At 70.8% G+C, this 15149-nt stretch carries 16 protein-coding genes; 6 read left to right on the forward strand and 10 right to left on the reverse strand.

Annotated elements, in window-relative coordinates; genetic code table 11:
- Positions 1–67 precede the first annotated feature (67 nt).
- Positions 68–1270 carry a methionine adenosyltransferase gene (locus EXE47_RS09070; RefSeq protein WP_137708197.1) on the reverse strand — a complete coding sequence of 401 codons (1203 nt, stop codon included), beginning with the start codon at positions 1268–1270 and terminating at the stop codon, positions 68–70.
- 182 nt (positions 1271–1452) lie between these two features.
- Here EXE47_RS09070 and EXE47_RS09075 point away from each other — a divergent pair, with 182 nt between their 5' ends.
- Positions 1453–2442, forward strand: a complete 990-nt coding sequence (locus EXE47_RS09075) for a hypothetical protein (protein WP_137708198.1) — start codon at positions 1453–1455, stop codon at positions 2440–2442.
- A gap of 25 nt (positions 2443–2467) precedes the next feature.
- On the opposite strand, the gene EXE47_RS09080 is transcribed toward EXE47_RS09075, so the two are convergent.
- From EXE47_RS09080 to EXE47_RS09095, 4 genes are all read right to left on the reverse strand, one after another.
- Entirely contained in the window at positions 2468–3589 is a 1122-nt protein-coding gene (locus tag EXE47_RS09080) for a pyridoxal phosphate-dependent aminotransferase (RefSeq protein ID WP_049929396.1), read from the reverse strand.
- An 84-nt stretch (positions 3590–3673) separates the two neighbouring features.
- Positions 3674–4753 (reverse strand): DUF5821 family protein, encoded by a 1080-nt coding sequence (locus EXE47_RS09085; protein WP_137708199.1) that lies wholly within the window; start codon positions 4751–4753, stop codon positions 3674–3676.
- Between the two features lie 75 nt (positions 4754–4828).
- Positions 4829–5569, reverse strand: coding sequence for a tRNA (adenine-N1)-methyltransferase (locus EXE47_RS09090; RefSeq protein WP_137708200.1), 741 nt, complete (start codon positions 5567–5569; stop codon positions 4829–4831).
- On the reverse strand, positions 5566–5976 hold the full coding sequence (locus EXE47_RS09095) for a nascent polypeptide-associated complex protein (RefSeq protein ID WP_137708201.1): 411 nt from the start codon (positions 5974–5976) through the stop codon (positions 5566–5568). The genes EXE47_RS09090 and EXE47_RS09095 overlap by 4 nt, the downstream gene beginning before the upstream one ends.
- Positions 5977–6118: 142 nt before the next feature.
- On the opposite strand from EXE47_RS09095, the gene EXE47_RS09100 reads away from it, so the two are divergent.
- A complete protein-coding gene (locus tag EXE47_RS09100) occupies positions 6119–6901 on the forward strand; it encodes a creatininase family protein (protein WP_137708202.1) in 783 nt (260 codons plus the stop codon).
- Between the two features lie 6 nt (positions 6902–6907).
- Here the strand turns inward: EXE47_RS09100 and EXE47_RS09105 are convergent, their stop codons facing one another.
- The 3 genes from EXE47_RS09105 to EXE47_RS09115 all read right to left on the reverse strand — a co-directional run bounded on the left by EXE47_RS09105 (position 6908) and on the right by EXE47_RS09115 (position 10036).
- Entirely contained in the window at positions 6908–7633 is a 726-nt protein-coding gene (locus EXE47_RS09105; protein ID WP_137708203.1) for a 6-hydroxymethylpterin diphosphokinase MptE-like protein, read from the reverse strand.
- A 162-nt stretch (positions 7634–7795) separates the two neighbouring features.
- Complete coding sequence (folP, locus tag EXE47_RS09110; RefSeq protein ID WP_199237881.1) at positions 7796–9058, reverse strand: dihydropteroate synthase; 1263 nt, start codon at positions 9056–9058, stop codon at positions 7796–7798.
- A 405-nt stretch (positions 9059–9463) separates the two neighbouring features.
- A complete protein-coding gene (locus EXE47_RS09115; RefSeq protein ID WP_049929391.1) occupies positions 9464–10036 on the reverse strand; it encodes a DUF192 domain-containing protein in 573 nt (190 codons plus the stop codon).
- 231 nt (positions 10037–10267) lie between these two features.
- On the opposite strand from EXE47_RS09115, the gene EXE47_RS09120 reads away from it, so the two are divergent.
- The 4 genes from EXE47_RS09120 to EXE47_RS09135 are packed head-to-tail and all read left to right on the forward strand — an operon-like array spanning position 10268 to position 12718.
- Positions 10268–10855 (forward strand): hypothetical protein, encoded by a 588-nt coding sequence (locus EXE47_RS09120; RefSeq protein WP_137708204.1) that lies wholly within the window; start codon positions 10268–10270, stop codon positions 10853–10855.
- Entirely contained in the window at positions 10852–11673 is an 822-nt protein-coding gene (locus EXE47_RS09125) for an RNA methyltransferase (protein WP_086215588.1), read from the forward strand. Before EXE47_RS09120 ends, EXE47_RS09125 begins: the two co-directional genes overlap by 4 nt.
- A gap of 2 nt (positions 11674–11675) precedes the next feature.
- Positions 11676–12365, forward strand: coding sequence for an AzlC family ABC transporter permease (locus EXE47_RS09130; protein WP_049929387.1), 690 nt, complete (start codon positions 11676–11678; stop codon positions 12363–12365).
- Positions 12362–12718: an AzlD domain-containing protein gene (locus EXE47_RS09135; protein WP_137708205.1), complete on the forward strand. Its 357-nt coding sequence runs from the start codon at positions 12362–12364 to the stop codon at positions 12716–12718. The genes EXE47_RS09130 and EXE47_RS09135 overlap by 4 nt, the downstream gene beginning before the upstream one ends.
- Before the next feature lie 32 nt (positions 12719–12750).
- Here the strand turns inward: EXE47_RS09135 and EXE47_RS09140 are convergent, their stop codons facing one another.
- The gene (locus EXE47_RS09140; protein ID WP_137708206.1) at positions 12751–13083 is read right to left on the reverse strand and encodes a hypothetical protein; all 333 of its coding nucleotides are present in this window, start codon (positions 13081–13083) and stop codon (positions 12751–12753) included.
- A 99-nt stretch (positions 13084–13182) separates the two neighbouring features.
- Positions 13183–15114, reverse strand: a complete 1932-nt coding sequence (locus tag EXE47_RS09145) for an aldehyde ferredoxin oxidoreductase family protein (RefSeq protein ID WP_049929384.1) — start codon at positions 15112–15114, stop codon at positions 13183–13185.
- Between the last annotated feature and the right edge of the window lie 35 nt (positions 15115–15149).

A 15149-nucleotide genomic window follows, 5' to 3' on the forward strand; every position in this document is an offset into this window, starting at 1 on the left:
GTGGAGGGCGGGGTGGTCGCGGTCGGCGGGCGGTGTAGGGGAGAGATCGCGACCGGCGGCGCCCGGCTCAGAACGTCGAGACGTCGCCCTCGATGACGCTGCGGGTCACGTCCGTCACGTCGGCCAGCTCGCGGTCGACGATGTCGACGACGTCGGCCTCGATGTCGCTCAGCGTGACGCCGTCCTCGGTGACGATCTGCGCGTCCGCGACGTGCGGCTCGTCGATCGGCCGGCCGATCTGCGAGAGGAGCCTGACCTGGAGGTCGCGGATCCCGTCGACCTCCTCGGTGACGGACTCGGCGACGCGGGTGGAGAGCAGGTTGTAGATCTTCCCGATGTGGTTAACGGGGTTCTTCCCAGAGGTCGCCTCCATCGACATCGGGCGGTTCGGGGTGATGAGGCCGTTGGCGCGGTTGCCGCGCCCGACGGAGCCGTCGTCGCCCTGCTCGGCGGAAGTGCCGGTGACAGTCAGGTAGACGGAGCCCTCGTCGTAGTCGTCGGCCGTGTTCACGTCGACGTTGACCTCGCGGTCGGTGTACTCGCGGGCGAGGTCGTCGACGTACTCGCGGACGGACGCGACCGCGTCGTCGTACTCGTCGAGCCCGTCGACGTAGGCGTCGACCATCGCGGCGGCGACGGTGATGTCGATCCGGTCGCCCTCGCGTTTACCCATGATCTTCACGTCGGGGCCGAGCTCGGGGTGGTCGTCGTGGTAGGTCGTGTTGAGCGCGCGCTCGGCCTCGCGGACGATCGTCTCCGTCTCGGTGAGCGGCGCGTGGCCGACGCCGAAGGAGGTGTCGTTGGCTATCGGAACCTCCTGCGTCTCCTCGCCGAACACGTCCTGGAGGTCACCGGAACCCTCGCCGAGCTTCACGTCGACGACCACGTCGGTGCCGTACTCGAGCTCAGGGATCGCCTCGGCGAGGTAGTCGCGGGCGGCCGCGAGCGCGGTCGAGTCGACCGGGAGCTGCTCGCCGTCGTACTCCTTCGTGGCGCGGCCGACGATGAGGATGTAGACGGGCTCGACGACCTCGCCGCCGCCGAACGCGGGGGCCGCGCGGCCGGCGACCAGCTGCGTCTCGTCGGTGTTGTAGTGGAGCACCTTGCCGACGCGGTCCAAGTAGAGCTGCGAGAGCGCCCGCGAGACCGACTCCGCGACGCCGTCGCAGATCGAGTCTGGGTGACCGATCCCCTTTCGCTCGACGATTTCGACCTCCTGGTCCTCGACCGCCTGCCGGTCGAGGCGGCTGACCTGTATGTTCCGGTCCATTACGCACCGATACTGCGCCGTCGGCACTATAACTTGCGGAAACTCTCCACCGGCAGTGAATAACCTGTAGTTATTTATAGGCGGCTTCGGCGGCCCCGGCCCGGTCCGCGTCGCGCCGGGTGACACAAGCGGGCGCTTGAGTTTCGGCAAGGACTTTGCCGCGGCGAGTGCGACTGCCCCGTATGGACGAACTCGCGCCCTCCCGCCGTCGACTGCTCGCCGGTGCGCTCGCGGGCGGCATCGGCGCCGCCGCCGGCTGTCTCGGGACCGATAGCGACGACGAGTCAGACGACGGGCCGGAACTGCGGCTCTCGCTCTCGCGGGTCGAGGGCTCGCTGCGCGACCGGTACGTTCGCGACCCCGACGCCCCGCCCGAGCGGTGGGACGGGGCGGCGCTCGACGCCGCGCTGGCGGGCGAGCCGTACACGATCCGACACCGGAAGCCGTTCTTCGCGGAGCCGGACGACCCCGCGTACGTCCGCTTCGAGGGGACCTACTACCGGCTCGGGTCGGTGATCGTCGACGAGGTCGCCGAGACCTACCCGGTTCTCCGGCTCTTCGAGGCCGAGAGCGACGGAGCGTCAGCCGGCGACGGCGGCGAAGACGGGGATCTCCCGGAGGCCGACCAGCGGGCCGTCCACATCGCGCACTTTGCCGCGCGGGCCCGCGGTGGCGTGGGCGGCTATCCCGTCGGACTGGTCGAGCGCGGCGGCTACGCGTATCGGGCCGAAGCTTCGCGCGCGGAGAGCGCGCTGCTCGACGACGACGGTCCCGACTACGTGACCTACCGAGACACCACCTACCGGGTCGAAATCGAACGGGAGCGGTTTCACGAGGCCGTCCACCGGCCGACCGCCGAGGCGGTCGCCGAGAGCCCCGAGCGAATGGAGTCGATCCTCCGGGCGGCGCTCGTCGGTCCGAGGCTCGAGCGGGACGAACTCTCCGCGGAGGCCGGACGGATCGTCGATCGGGCCGAGGCAGAGGAGTACGGCGAGACGCACCCGTACTCCGACGCGTACGCCGAACTGCTCCGCGCGATCGACGCGCGCCACTACCTCGACGGGAACGTTCGCAAGGACGCCGGCGTCCGCGAGACCGAAGAAGCGATGATCCGGCACGGCGACGAGTACTACGAGCGGTACCTCCGGATCGTGAACGACGGGGAGAACTGATCGGCCGAGGCGCTTCGCCGTCGCCTCAGCGGGCCGCCTCGTACGCTTCCGCCATCACGTCGAGCGCCTCGCGCAGGTCGCTCTCGTCGGTCGCGTACGAGACCCGCGCGTGACCGGCGCCGTTCTCCCCGAACGCCTCGCCGGGGACGACGACCACGCCGCGGTCGAGACACTCGTCGACGAATCCCTCGGGCACCCGCGGCATCGCGTAGAAGGCCCCCTTCGGGGTGGGACAGTCGAGGCCGATCTCCGCGAACCCCTCCAAGACGATGTCGCGGCGGCGCTCGAAGGACGCCGTCATCTCGTCGACCACGCCGCGGTCGCCCCGCAGCGCGGCCTCGGCGGCGTACTGCGCCGGCGCCGAGGCGCACGCCTGCGCGTACTGGTGGACGCGCAGCATGCGCTCGACGCGCCCCTCGGCGCCGTACACCCAGCCGAGCCGCCAGCCGGTCATCGAGAACAGCTTCGAGGCCGAGTTGACGACGACGACGTTGTCCGTCTCGGCGAACTCGATCGGCGAGTGATGTTCGCCGTCGAAGACGGTGTACTCGTACACCTCGTCGGAGAGACAGAGCACGTCGTGCTCGTCGGCGATGCGCGCGAACTCCCGGACGTCTTCCTCGGAGGAGACCGCCCCGGTCGGATTCCCTGGAGAGTTGACGACGAACGCCGCGGTGTCCTCGGTGATCGCCGCCTCGACCGCGGCCGGGTCGATCGTGAGGTCGTCGCGGAGCGGCACGGGGACGGGTTCGCCGCCGGCCAGCTTCGTCAGCGCGTCGTAGGAGACGAACCCGGGGTCCGGGATCAGCACCTCGTCGCCGGCGTCGACGTGCGCCTCCAAGGCGACGTGGAGCGCCTCGCTGCCGCCCGCGGTCGCGATGACGTTGTCGGGGTCGAGGTCGATCCCCTGATCGGCGCGGTGCTTCTCGGCGATCGCCTCCCGCAGCGCGGGGGTCCCCTTGTTCTCGGTGTACGCGTCCGCCTTTCCGGACTCGATCGCGTCGACGGCGGCTTGGCGGGCGTGGGGCGGCGTCGGGAAGTCGGGCTGTCCGAGCCCGAGGTTGATCGCGTCGTCGCCGGCCGCCTCGAACACCTCGCGGATCCCGCTTATCGAGATCCGTTCGACCCTGTCGGAGAACGTCGTCATACCGTTCTGAGGGCGCCGCCGCGAGTTAGTTCTTGTCACGTCGGATCGACGGGCCGCCTCCGACGGCGAGTCGCGGGCCCGCACTCACCGACGCTTCCGCTCCCAGACCGGCCGGCGTTCGCCGCGGCCGGCGTCGTGTCGGGTCCGCCCGTCCGCGTCGGTCGGCAGATCGAACCGCCCTTCGAGGACGCTCGGCACTTCCTCGGCGCGGGCGCGCAACAGGGCGTCGTCGACCGCGCGGAGGCGGAGCATCGGCCGCCCCGGTCCCGCCGGCACCTTGATCGACTCGATCAGCTCCCGCTCAACGAGGGCCTGCCGGTCGCCGGTGAACTCCTGTGCCGGGGCGATCCCGATGCCGTCGGCGCCGGCCCACGCCCGGAGGTCGCGGAAGAGGTGGTCGTGTCGGGCCGCGAGCGCGACGAGGAGCGACCGGTCCGACGGCTCCGTCGCGCGGCCGAACTCGCCCGGCGGAAGCGACTCCAGCACGGTCGCGAGGTCGTCGGCGAAGCGGTCGTCGAGGATCTCCCGCGCCACCGCGAGCAGTCGCCGCCGAGAAGGCATCTCGACCGGCTCGACCGTCGCGGCGTCGAACCGCGCCGCAGCGGTCGCGCGCGCGGCGCCGACCGCCTCCGGACGGGCACCGGCCGCCGTCGTCGCGAGCGAGCGGTCCCCGCGGGGACCGACCACGGCGTCGGCGCGCTCCGGGGTCGCGAAGAGCGTCCCGCCCGTCCCGTGCCCGAGCGGGTCGCCGGTCCGGACTCGTATTTCGTCGCGTTCGACCGCCTCGGCGACCGCGGTGCCGAGGACCGGCGCGCGAGCGAGCGCGTCGACGACGCCGGGCCGACACGCGACCCGCCACAGCGGTCCCGGCGATCGCTTGCGGGCCGCGAGCACCGCCGGGAGGAGTCGGAGCGGGACGCCGACCGCGACGACCCCGGAACGCCCCGCCAACGCGGCCTCGACCGACTCGGTCAGGGGGTCGTCGGGACGCGGAAGGGCGTCAGCGACCTCCGTCGCGTCGCCGACGCAGTCGGGGTCGGCAGCGGCAGGAGCACCTACCGAGGCGGACCCGTCGCTTCCGGCGTCCTCGGGGGTGCGTGACGACCCGGACCCGTCGCTTCCGGCGGCTGCGTCGGTCTCGGGTTCAGCGTCGTCCGCGCCCACACCGTTTCGACCGTCGCGATCCGAAAGAGCGTTGCGCCGACCGGGGTCGGGAGGAGAGAGGTGTCGGCGGCTGGGTCAGGGGGCCCGGGCGAACACGAGGTAGCCCGTGTGGCCCACGCCCGCGGTGGAGGGGCGCGAGCCGCGGTCGGAGAAGTCCATCTCGCGCTGGATCGTCTCTAACGTCTCGACCTCGGTGAAGCCGGCCTCACGGGCCGCGAGCGCCGCCTCGCGGGTCCCCTCGACGAACGGCGAGTAGACGGCGAGGCGGCCGCCGGGCGCGAGCAGGTCGTCCGCGTGCTCGACGACCGCGGGAGCGTCGCCGGTGTCGAGCGTCAGGGCGTCGAACGGCTCGCCGTCGGCGAGCGCGTCCAGCTCGTCGGTGAGGTCGCCGGTCCGGACGTCGACGCGGTCGGAGACGCCCGCCGTCGCCATGTTCTCGCGAGCGACGTCGGCGAACTCGGGGTCGATCTCGTAGGTGGTCACGTCGGCGCCAGCGCGCCCCAGGTACGCGGCGAGGATCCCGGTCCCGGTGCCGGCGTCGAGGATGCGGTCGCCGCCGGACGCGCCGGTATGCCCCATCACGAGGCCCACGTCGCGGGGCATCATCGGCGCGCCGGTGCGTTCGAGGTGGTTGAACAGGTCCGGGCCGCGGAGCGCGCGGACCTCGAAGACGGTGCCGAGGTGCGTCTCGACCTTGTCGCCGGCCGAGACGTCCTCGGGGACCTCGATCACGCCGAGGTCGGTGCCGAACTCCTCGCCCGGCTCCAGTAGGTACTCGCGGTCCGCGTGGACGAGCAGGTACGCGGCGTCCGTCACTGGAGGTCCGAGATCGCCCGCGCGGGCTCGCCGTTGGCCGCCTCCAGCGCCTCGCGGGCGTCGTCCTTCGAGACGCCAGCCTGCTCGGCGACCAGCCGGACGTCCTCCTCCGGAATGCCATCGTCTTCGTCGGCCGCGTCCTCGGCTTCGATCACGCTCGCGTCCGCACCGCCCTCGACTGCGGCCGCGCCGCCCGCGTCGGCCACCGCGTCGGGCGACCCGACGATCTGGTACGTCTCCTGCCCTTGGGCGTCCATCTTGGTGACCTGCGCGCCGTCGAAGACGAGGTCGTCGCCGTCGGCCGTCTCGATGACGACCCGCTCGGCGTCGAGCTCCTCGACGTCGATCCCCATCTGTTTCATCATCTGTTTCATCTTCCGCGGGTTCATGCCGCCGCCTCCGAACATGGTCACCGGTTCGGCCGGACGACACAAAAAGGGTGTCGACACGGGTCGAAGCAACGGCGCGTCGCGGACGCTCGCCGGTCCCGATCGCGGCGAACCGGACCGAGAGAGCGGGGTTGATACGTGTCGCGCGCGAGGCGGTGATATGTACCTCGCGGACCGCACCTGGCCGGAGCTCGGCGACGCGCTGGCTCCCGGCTCCGTCGCGCTCGTCCCGCTCGGCTCGACCGAACAGCACGGCCCGCACCTTCCGCTCGGGACCGACCACCTGATCGCCGAGGGGCTGGCGACGGCGGCCGCGGACCGATCCGACGCGTTCCGGACGCCGACGATCAACGTCGGCGTTAGTCCCCACCACCGCCAGTTCCCGGGGACAATGTGGGTCGACCCGCCGGAGTTCCGCGACTACGTCGAGTCGTTCGCCCGGAACCTCGCGTACCACGGGATCGACCGCGTGGTGTTCGTGAACGCCCACGGCGGCAACGTCCAGCACCTCCGAGAGGTCGGCCGCCGGCTCCACGAGGATGAGGTCGCCTACGCTGTCGAGTGGATGTGGGACGAGTCGATCCCGGAGCTGGTCGACGACCTCTTCGAGCGCAACGGCCCCCACGCGGGCCCCAAGGAGACGGCGATGGTCACCCACCTCGCGCCCGACCTCGTCCGCGAGGACCGGATCGAGGACGCGCGCGACGGCGGGCTCGTCGACCTCGAAAGCGCCGAGACGACCGTCCACGGCGCGCGAACCTTCTACGACGCGGTCGACAACTCAGCGAACGGCGCGTTCGGCGACCCGACCGACGTGACGCCGGAGAAGGCCGAGCGCCTGTTCGAGGCGGCCGCCGACCAGCTCGTCCAGCTGGCCAAGTGGATCGGCGAGCGCGACGAAAGCGAGCTGTTCCCTGAGCCGCGCGTGGAGCGGTCGGACTGACGCGGGCTACTGGTCGGCCGCGTCTCGGGCGAACGCCTCGCCGAGTATCTCTCGGAGCGCCGCGTCGGCGTCCGCACGCCGCCCGTCGAGCACCGCGAACCGCTCGTCGCGGCGGCGTTCGAGCCAGCGAAGCAGTCTGGCCGCCCAGTCGAGCTTCCGCGCCTTCATCGGGTCGACCGTGGGGTCGTCGAACTCCCACCCCGGAAAGACCAGTTTGCCGGCCCCGAGGTGGTCGGCGAGGAACGCCGCGCGGTCGCCGTCGGTGAACCCGCCGGGGTTGCGGAGCGGCCCGACGGGCGCCGCCTGCGTCGTCGCCAGCGTCCACTCGTCGGCGAAGCGCGGGAGCCACTCGCGGACCGCCGGGAGGTTGTCGCCGTGGGCGTGCGCGGCGACTGGGACGCCATCGCGCGTCAGTTCCGCGGCCGTCTCCGGGTTCTTGTCGAGGTCTGTCACCATACAGTCGACCGCGACGCCGCGGTCAGCGAGCGCGTCCGCCGCGGTCGAGGCCGCGACGACGACATCGGCGTCGCGGGCGAGTTCGACCTCGTCGGCGAGACAGGGGGCCGCGCCCGCGACGGCGACCGTCTCGTCCGCCCAGTCACCGAGGCGGCCGAGCGAGAACGGAGTCGCGAGGTCGGCGGCAGTATCGCGGACGCGCTCGTCGTCGGCCCGGTCGAACCCGAAGTCGGCGAGGATCGCCTCGTAGACGGGCTCGAAGGTCGCGAAGTTCACGTGCGGGCCCCCCTCGGGACGCGCGACTGGGCGCCCGTCGATCGGCGCCGCCGCTCAGCGGGCGAGATATGGTATGGGCCGGAGTGGCACAGAGTACCCCTACCCGCGTGCCCCTCCGGCGTCCGGTCGATCGGTTGTCTACACGAGGGCATAAACTTTCTCTTAACTCACGTGTCGGTCGATACCGTCGATCGCGGCGTCAAGCGCCCGTGAAGCGCCGGATACCGCCTCTCTAACCGAGTCGAGCGCCGCGGGCGTCGCGATCAGGAGCCCGCGGCGGCCGTCAGCGGGGTCGTCACCGCCTGACGACGCCCCGCCGGTGCCGCCGTCGGTCGCGGACGGGGTCGCCGCGGCCGCCCGGTTCGGATCGCCCAGCGCGAACGTCGCGCCGGTCGCGTCGTCGCCGACGGTCGCGGCGCGGAGGGCACCGACGGCGGGGTCGTCGAGCCCGGTGAGTTTGTAGGTACGAACGACGGCGGTGTCGGCGGCGCCGCGGTCGCCCCGAGCGGCCTCCGGCGCGCCGATCCGGTCGAGGTGACGCTCGGCCTCGCGGACCGTCGTCACGTCGAGCTCCTCGACTCCGACCGCGTCGGAGTCGCCGCGAGAGTCGTGTCGGTCGCGGGCGAACTCGGCGCCGACGAGCGCCGCGTCGCGCGTCTCGGCCACGTCGTGGGTGCGGATCACGTGCGCGCCGCGCTCGACCGCCATCGACGTGGCGGCGAGCGAGACCGGCAGCGCCTCCTCGGTGCTGCGGCCCGCGATGGTCTTGAGGAAGCTCTTGCGGTTGATCGAGACGAGCAGCGGGCGGCCGTACCCCCGGAACTCCCGGAGCCGGTGGAACGTCTCGCGGTCGTCCTCGTGGGTCTTGGCCTCGGACCAGCCGCCGAACGCGGGGTCGAGGATCGTCTTGTCGGTGAGGCCGTTCATCGAGAGCGCCTCGTAGATGTCGTCGACGTCCTCGACCGCGCCCGGGCGTTCGAGGTCCGGCGGCGAGGCCATCTTCGACACCGCCACGTCGTGTTCGCGACAGACGTGGGGCATCTCGGGGTCGGCGAACCCGCAGATGTCGTTGACCATGTCGAACCCGCGCGAGAGCGCCTCGTCCGCGACCTCGTGGTAGCGCGTCTCGATCGACCAGACGGCGTCGCCGGAGGTCGATTCGAGGGTCTCGACCGCGGTGTCGAGGCGGTCGAGTTCCTGTTCGGCCGAGAGCACGTCGAGGTCCTTGTTCGCCGACTCAAGCCCCACGTCCACGATGTCGGCGCCCTCGCCGATCAGTTCCTCGTCGACGTACGCGGCGGCCTCGCCGGGGTCGTCGTACACGCTGGGGTCGTACGGCGACTCCTCTGAGACGTTGAGCACGCCCATGATCCGGGGCGGATGGTCGTCGCCGATCCCGAGCCCCGCGGCGTCCACGTTTCGCATACGATCACCACGGGCGCGAGCGACATAAACGGGGCGAGTACCCGAGGCGCTCGCCGGAGAACTGCCCTCGCAATCGCTTATAAATGGTCGGCGGACGGTGGTGCGTGCGACCGAGCGGCCGGAGCGAAGCGGAGGCCGCGAGGGGCACGCGCGAGGGAGTCGCGAACGCCCGAAAGGCGTGAGCGACGAGGCTGGGGAGGCGTGAGGTGCGGTCGCGGTCGGGTGGGACTCGAAGGGGCAGTCGCGAGGGGGCGCAGGCGACGCAAGCACCGCAGGGAGCGAACGGAGTGAGCGACCGAGGAACACAGCGAGCGTGCGCCCCCTCGCGACTGGGGGTTTGGAGGTGTTCGTCGCAGGGCCACGATCGGCTGGTTATAACTGATCGCACACGCCTCCGAACCCCATTTATAGATTAAACCGCACCGAGTCGCCGACCGCGACCTCGTGGCGGTCGGTCCACTCGTAGGGGACCTCCAGCACGTACTGCCCGGAGCCGGAATACCGTTGATCTTCACCGTCCTCGTTCGGTCCCGGTTCGGGCGCGTTGTGGATCGAGGTGATCTCTCGGTCGCCGTCGACATAGACGATGTCGATGCCGAAGTCCATTTCGCGCATCACGTACGTCAGGGGGCCGGGCGAGTCGTGTACGAATAACATCCCGCCCCCGTTGGGCAGCGACTCGGCGCCGCTGAGGCCGAGGATTCGTTTGTCACGGGTGTCCGCGATTGCCGCCGTCACCGACCCCCGAGCTCCCCCGTCCGGACCTTCGACGGTCACGGTCGTCGTCTCGTAGTCGGCGTACGTTCCGGTCGGCCAGTCTGCGTCGTCGGCTCCGCCGTTCGCGCCGTCCGGCCCGCCACCCGCGTCGCCGTCGGTCGAATCGCCGCCGTCACTCGTCGCGTCGTCGCCCCCGAGACAGCCCGCCGCGGCGCCCGTCGTAGCGGCCGCGGCCAGCCCGAGGAGTCGCCGCCGTCTCATGTCTGCGCCGAGGGGGGCCGGAGTGATAAACGGCGGCGTCGGCGTCGCGCCGTCACGGGTCCGGGGAGGGGCATGTCACTCGGTGCGCCCACGACCCGTATGAACTCTCCGTCCACTCCCCGTCGCGGTCTAACTCTCGCTCGCGGCCGCCGCTTCGACCTCGCCGCGGCGTAGCGACCCCTCGTGCCGGGAAGGACGCGCTTTTATCGCCGCCGGAGCGTAGCGTGAGACATGGCGAAAGTGAGCATCGGCCTCCGCGGGTGGCGCTTCGAGGAGGACGAGATATTCACCGACGACGAGGAGCTGAAGCCCCTCGACGAGATCCCCGAAGATCCGCGAGAGCGACTCGTGCGGCTCGTCACCCTCGTCGAAGAGCCCTGCGATGTCTGTTACCTCGAGCACGGCGACGAGGAGATCAACCGCTGTAGGCAGGCGGAGATCGTGTACGGCGAACCGGAGGGCGAAGTGCTGCTCTGCGCCGAGCACGAACCCGACCTGCTCTACTGGTTCCGCGAGGCGGGCGGCAGCGAGTACAAGGGGTCCGTCGAGTTCGCCGACCGGTTCCACGAGTGGGTCGCCGCCGGCAACGAGGCGCCGGAGGGGTACGGCTCGGTCGAGCACGTCGACGAGGACCCCGACGGCCTCCCGGACCTGCCCGATCAGCAGGAGGTCCAGGAGCGGCTCGAAGAGGACTTCCAGGGCGAGCGGATCGACATCGTCGAACTCGCCGGCAAGGAGCGCTCGGACGAGGAGCTGACGGAAGAGGATCTCGCCGAGTCCGACCTCGACCTCTCGACCGACTACCCGTCGGACCGATGAGCGACGAGGAGTCTGACGTCGACGCGGTCGAAACGCCCGCGAGCGGTCGACGGAAGCCCGTGGTCGTCGTCGTCGAGCCCGAGACGCCGGGCAACGTCGGCACCATCGCGAGGGCGATGAAGAACTTCGGGCTCACGGACCTCAAGCTCGTGAACCCGCCGGAGATCGCGGAGGACGGCGAGGCGTACGGCTTCGCCGGACACGCCCGCGAGGACGTGCTTCCGAACGCCGACGAGGTCACATTCGACGAGGTCGTCGCGAACTACCACACGGTCGGCACGACCGCGATCACCGGCGAGGACGACCGTAGCCACGAGCGGTTCCCGTTCAAGACCCCGGTCGAGCTGCGCGAGTCGCTGAAGACGGTCGACGCGCCCACCGCGATCGTCTTCGGCCGCGAGGGGCGGGGGCTCAACAACGAGGAGCTCTCGCGGCTCGACGAGGTGTGCTCGATCCCGGCCGACGACGACTACCCCGTCTTGAACCTCGGGCAGGCCGCGACGGTCCTCTTGTACGAGCTTCGCGATCTCACGGTCGAGGAGACGCAGCTGCCCGACACGGAGGTGACCCGTGCTCCGGAGGCCGACCTCGAGCGCTTCCACGAGTTCTTCGACGAGTTCCTCGCGGCGACGGGGCAGCGCGACCACGTCCGCGAGAAGAACGCGCTGTTGATGCGCCGGCTGCTCGGGCGCGCGCACCCGACCGAGCGTGAGATCCACTCGCTGCTCGGCGCCTTCCGGAAGGCGAACGCGAAGCTGGACCACGCCGACCACCTCGCGGCGAAGTACGACGAGCCGCCGTACCCGCGGGAGGAGTAGCCGTGGGCGGGGGCGTCTTCGACGAGGACCTATTAGCCGGCGTGCGCGACGTCTCGCCGCTCATGCTCGGCGTCGCGCCGTTCGCCCTCGTCGCAGGGATCGCGGCGGTCGACGCCGGGCTCGGTCTCGCCGAGGCGGTCGGGATGTCCGTGATCGTGTTCGCCGGCGCCTCCCAGCTCGCGGCGCTCGAACTGCTCGGCGAAAACGCGCCCCTCGCCGTCGTCGTCGGGACGGCGGCCGTGATCAACCTCCGGATGCTGATGTACTCCGCCTCCATCGCGCCGCACTTCGCCGACTACGGTCGCCGGCTCCGCGCGGGGCTCGCCTACCTCCTCACCGACCAGGCGTACGCCCTCTCGGTCGCTGAGTTCGATGAGAACCCGGACCGGAGCCGGTGGCGCTACTACCTCGGCGCGGCCGCGTCGCTGTGGATCGTCTGGCAGATCGGGACGGTCGTCGGCGTCGTCCTCGGCGCGGGCGTCCCCGACGCGTGGGGGCTCACCTTCGCGGTGCCGCTCGTCTTCCTCGCGCTCCTCGTCCCCGCGATGAAGGACCGACCGACCACCGTCGCGGGCGTCGCGGGCGGCGCGGTCGCGGTCGTCGCGGCCGGGCTCCCGCTCAACCTCGGCCTGCTCGTCGGCGCGCTGTGCGGGGTCGCGGCCGGCCTCGTGACGGAGGTGAGGGTGTCGTGAGCAGTGGTCTCGGCGCCCTCGCCGCCTCCCCGCGCGCTTGGGTCGCAATCGCGGTCATCGGCGTCATCACCTACGGGATCCGGCTCTCCTTCATCCACCTGTTCGGGCGGATCGACGGCGTCCCGACGTGCCTCCAGCGGCCGCTCCGGTACGTCCCGCCGGCCGTCCTCGCGGCGCTCGTCCTCCCCGATTTGGTGACGCTCGGGCCGTCCGTCACCGCGACCTTCCTCGACGAGCGGCTGATCGCGGGCGCCGTCGCCGGCGCGGTCGCGTGGCGGACCGAAAACGTGTTCGCGACCATCGCGACCGGGATGGGAACGCTGTGGGTCTTCCGGTTCGTCGTGTTCGCGTGAGCGGGCAGTGATAGAGACGAGCGAGGCCGCCATCAGCGATCGCGCTCGGTCGCGCGCTCCGACCGGCGCTCGCTCCCGTCCGGGCTCTCACGGTCGACGGGGCGGCCGGACCGGGCGTCGCGGTCGACCTCGCGCTCGCGGGCGGCGGCGATCCGCTGGGCGGCGTCGGCGAGCGAGTCGAGCGCGGCGAACAGCCGGTACGAGAGGTACGGTCCCACGGTGAGGACGAGGACGGTCCAGACGCCGAGCAGTATCTGTCCGAGGATCAGCAGCGAGTAGACGAACACGAACAGGCTCACGGCGGCGAGCGTGATGCCGACGCGCGTGCGGAAGGCCTCGGAGGGCGAGAGCGGGTCGTGTGCCATACGCGGAGCTTCCGGCGGAGCTCACTTAAAAATAAACACGAAGCGGCGAGAGGCGTCGACGCGCGAGCGCTCTCGCCCTCGCTCGGGACGCGTTCCCGCTCAGTCGTCGGCGGGGGCCGCGGAGTCGCCGGCGGAGACGCCGGTGCCGGGGCCGACGTCGATGCCGAGGTCGGCGAGCTTCTCGTCCGGGACGACGCCGTCGACCCAGCCGCGGCTCTCGTAGTACTCGGCCTTCAGCTGGTCGAGTTCGACGAGTTCGCCCTCGCTGGCGCCCGTGCCGGGGATGGCGTCCGGGTGGCCCTCGATGAACCGGTTCGGCAGCGTGTCGTCCGCGCCTTCGAAGCCGGCGAGGTTGTTGTAGTAGCGCTCGAGGTTGTAGATGCGCTCGCCGGCCTCAAACAGCTCGTCCTCCGAGAGGTCTTGGCCGGTCACACCGTTGTACTGGAGCACGTACTCCTCGATCCCCTCAGCGAACGCGCTGAACTTACAGATATCGAACGAGTCCGACACCGCGTGGAGGTCCTGGAAGGTGGCGGTGAGCTCGCCTTTCCCCTCCCACTCGTACGGATCGACCTTCTCCGGGATCCCGAGGATCTCGGCGGCCGGCGTGTAGCCGCGCAGGTGGCACGCGCCGCGGTTCGAGGTGGCGTACGCGATCGCCATCCCCTTCATACAGCGCGGGTCGTAGGCGGCCATCGTCTGGCCCTTCACGGAGAGCTTGTTGCCGTGCGCGTCCTTCGCGTCGGCGACGCGCTCGGGACCCTCCGCGAGGAGGTCGCCGAGGTCGGACGAGCGGTGACCGATCTCCTCGATGAGGTCGATCATCGTCTCCGAGTCGCCCCAGTCGAGGTGGCCGACGCCGTCGAGTTTGCCCTCCTCGCTCATCTCCATCGCCATCGCCATCATGTTGCCGGCCTCGATGGTGTCGAGACCGAGGTCGTTACACTGCTCCAACATGCGGGCGATCTCGTCGCGGTCGGAGTGGCCCGAGTTCGGGCCGAGCGCCCACGCGGACTCGTACTCGTACGACTCCGTGCGGACGTTCATCTCCTGGCCCTTGTGGGTGACGTTGACGTCGACTTCCTTCTTACACGCCACGGGACAGGAGTGGCACGTCGGTTCGTCGACGAGGATGTTCTCGCGGACGTTCTCGCCGGAGACCTGCTCCGCCTCGATGTCCGCGCCCTCCGCGTCGTGGTACGCCTCGGTCGAGGTGTACTTCGCGTTCTTCGTCGGGAGGCCGTCCATCTCCTCGGTCGCGTTCATCAGGACGTTCGTCCCGTACATCGAGAGGCCGCCCTCGTTGGGCGCGGTCACGTCGGACTCGCGGATGACCTCCATCGCCTGCTGGTACCCCTCTTGGAACGTCTCGGGGTCGGCGGGCTTCGGCATGTTGGTGCCCGACTTCACGACGACCGCCTTCACGTTCTTCGCGCCCATCACGGCGCCGGTGCCGCCGCGGCCCGAGGCGCGGTCGTCCTCGTTGATGACGCAGCCGTAGCGGACCTGGTTCTCGCCGCCCTGCCCGATCGCCATCACGGAGACGTCGCGGCCGACCTTCCCGTCGACCTCCTCGCCGATCTGGTCGATCGTGTCGTGGACGCCCTGTCCCCAGAGGTGGGAGGCGTCGCGCACCTCCACGTCGCCGTCCTCGACGAACAGGTAGACCGGCTCGTCGCTCTCTCCGTCGAGGAGGACGCCGTCGAGTCCGGCCCACTTGAGCCGGGCGCCGGACCAGCCGCCGTGGTGCGAGTCGGTGACGGTCCCCGTCAGCGGGGACTTCGTCACCAAGGCGATCCGACCGCTCATCACGGTCTGGGTACCCGTGAGCGGTCCGGTCATGAACGCCAGTCGGTTCTCCGGTCCCAGGGGGTCCACGTCGGGCCCCTTGTCGAAGACGTATTTAACGCCGAGTCCGCGCGCGCCGATGTACTTCTCCGCGTCCTCGTCGTCGATCCCGTGGTAGTTGACCTCCCCGCCGCTGAGGTCGACCTGTGCCACACGGTCGCGGTAGCCGCCCATTTCAGTCATGTAATGCTCTATCATTATAGAAGGACCACAGCGTG

This window comes from Halorubrum sp. GN12_10-3_MGM, from assembly GCF_005435235.1.
GTDB classification, from domain to species: Archaea; Halobacteriota; Halobacteria; order Halobacteriales; family Haloferacaceae; genus Halorubrum; species Halorubrum ezzemoulense.

Coding starts and splice junctions, on each gene's coding strand:
- EXE47_RS09070 (WP_137708197.1), bottom strand. CDS start 1,270: ATGGACCGGAACATACAGGTCAGCCGCCTCGACCGGCAGGCGGTCGAG.
- EXE47_RS09075 (WP_137708198.1), top strand. CDS start 1,453: ATGGACGAACTCGCGCCCTCCCGCCGTCGACTGCTCGCCGGTGCGCTC.
- EXE47_RS09080 (WP_049929396.1), bottom strand. CDS start 3,589: ATGACGACGTTCTCCGACAGGGTCGAACGGATCTCGATAAGCGGGATC.
- EXE47_RS09095 (WP_137708201.1), bottom strand. CDS start 5,976: ATGTTCGGAGGCGGCGGCATGAACCCGCGGAAGATGAAACAGATGATG.
- EXE47_RS09100 (WP_137708202.1), top strand. CDS start 6,119: ATGTACCTCGCGGACCGCACCTGGCCGGAGCTCGGCGACGCGCTGGCT.
- folP (WP_199237881.1), bottom strand. CDS start 9,058: ATGCGAAACGTGGACGCCGCGGGGCTCGGGATCGGCGACGACCATCCG.
- EXE47_RS09115 (WP_049929391.1), bottom strand. CDS start 10,036: ATGAGACGGCGGCGACTCCTCGGGCTGGCCGCGGCCGCTACGACGGGC.
- EXE47_RS09120 (WP_137708204.1), top strand. CDS start 10,268: ATGGCGAAAGTGAGCATCGGCCTCCGCGGGTGGCGCTTCGAGGAGGAC.
- EXE47_RS09125 (WP_086215588.1), top strand. CDS start 10,852: ATGAGCGACGAGGAGTCTGACGTCGACGCGGTCGAAACGCCCGCGAGC.
- EXE47_RS09140 (WP_137708206.1), bottom strand. CDS start 13,083: ATGGCACACGACCCGCTCTCGCCCTCCGAGGCCTTCCGCACGCGCGTC.
- EXE47_RS09145 (WP_049929384.1), bottom strand. CDS start 15,114: ATGACTGAAATGGGCGGCTACCGCGACCGTGTGGCACAGGTCGACCTC.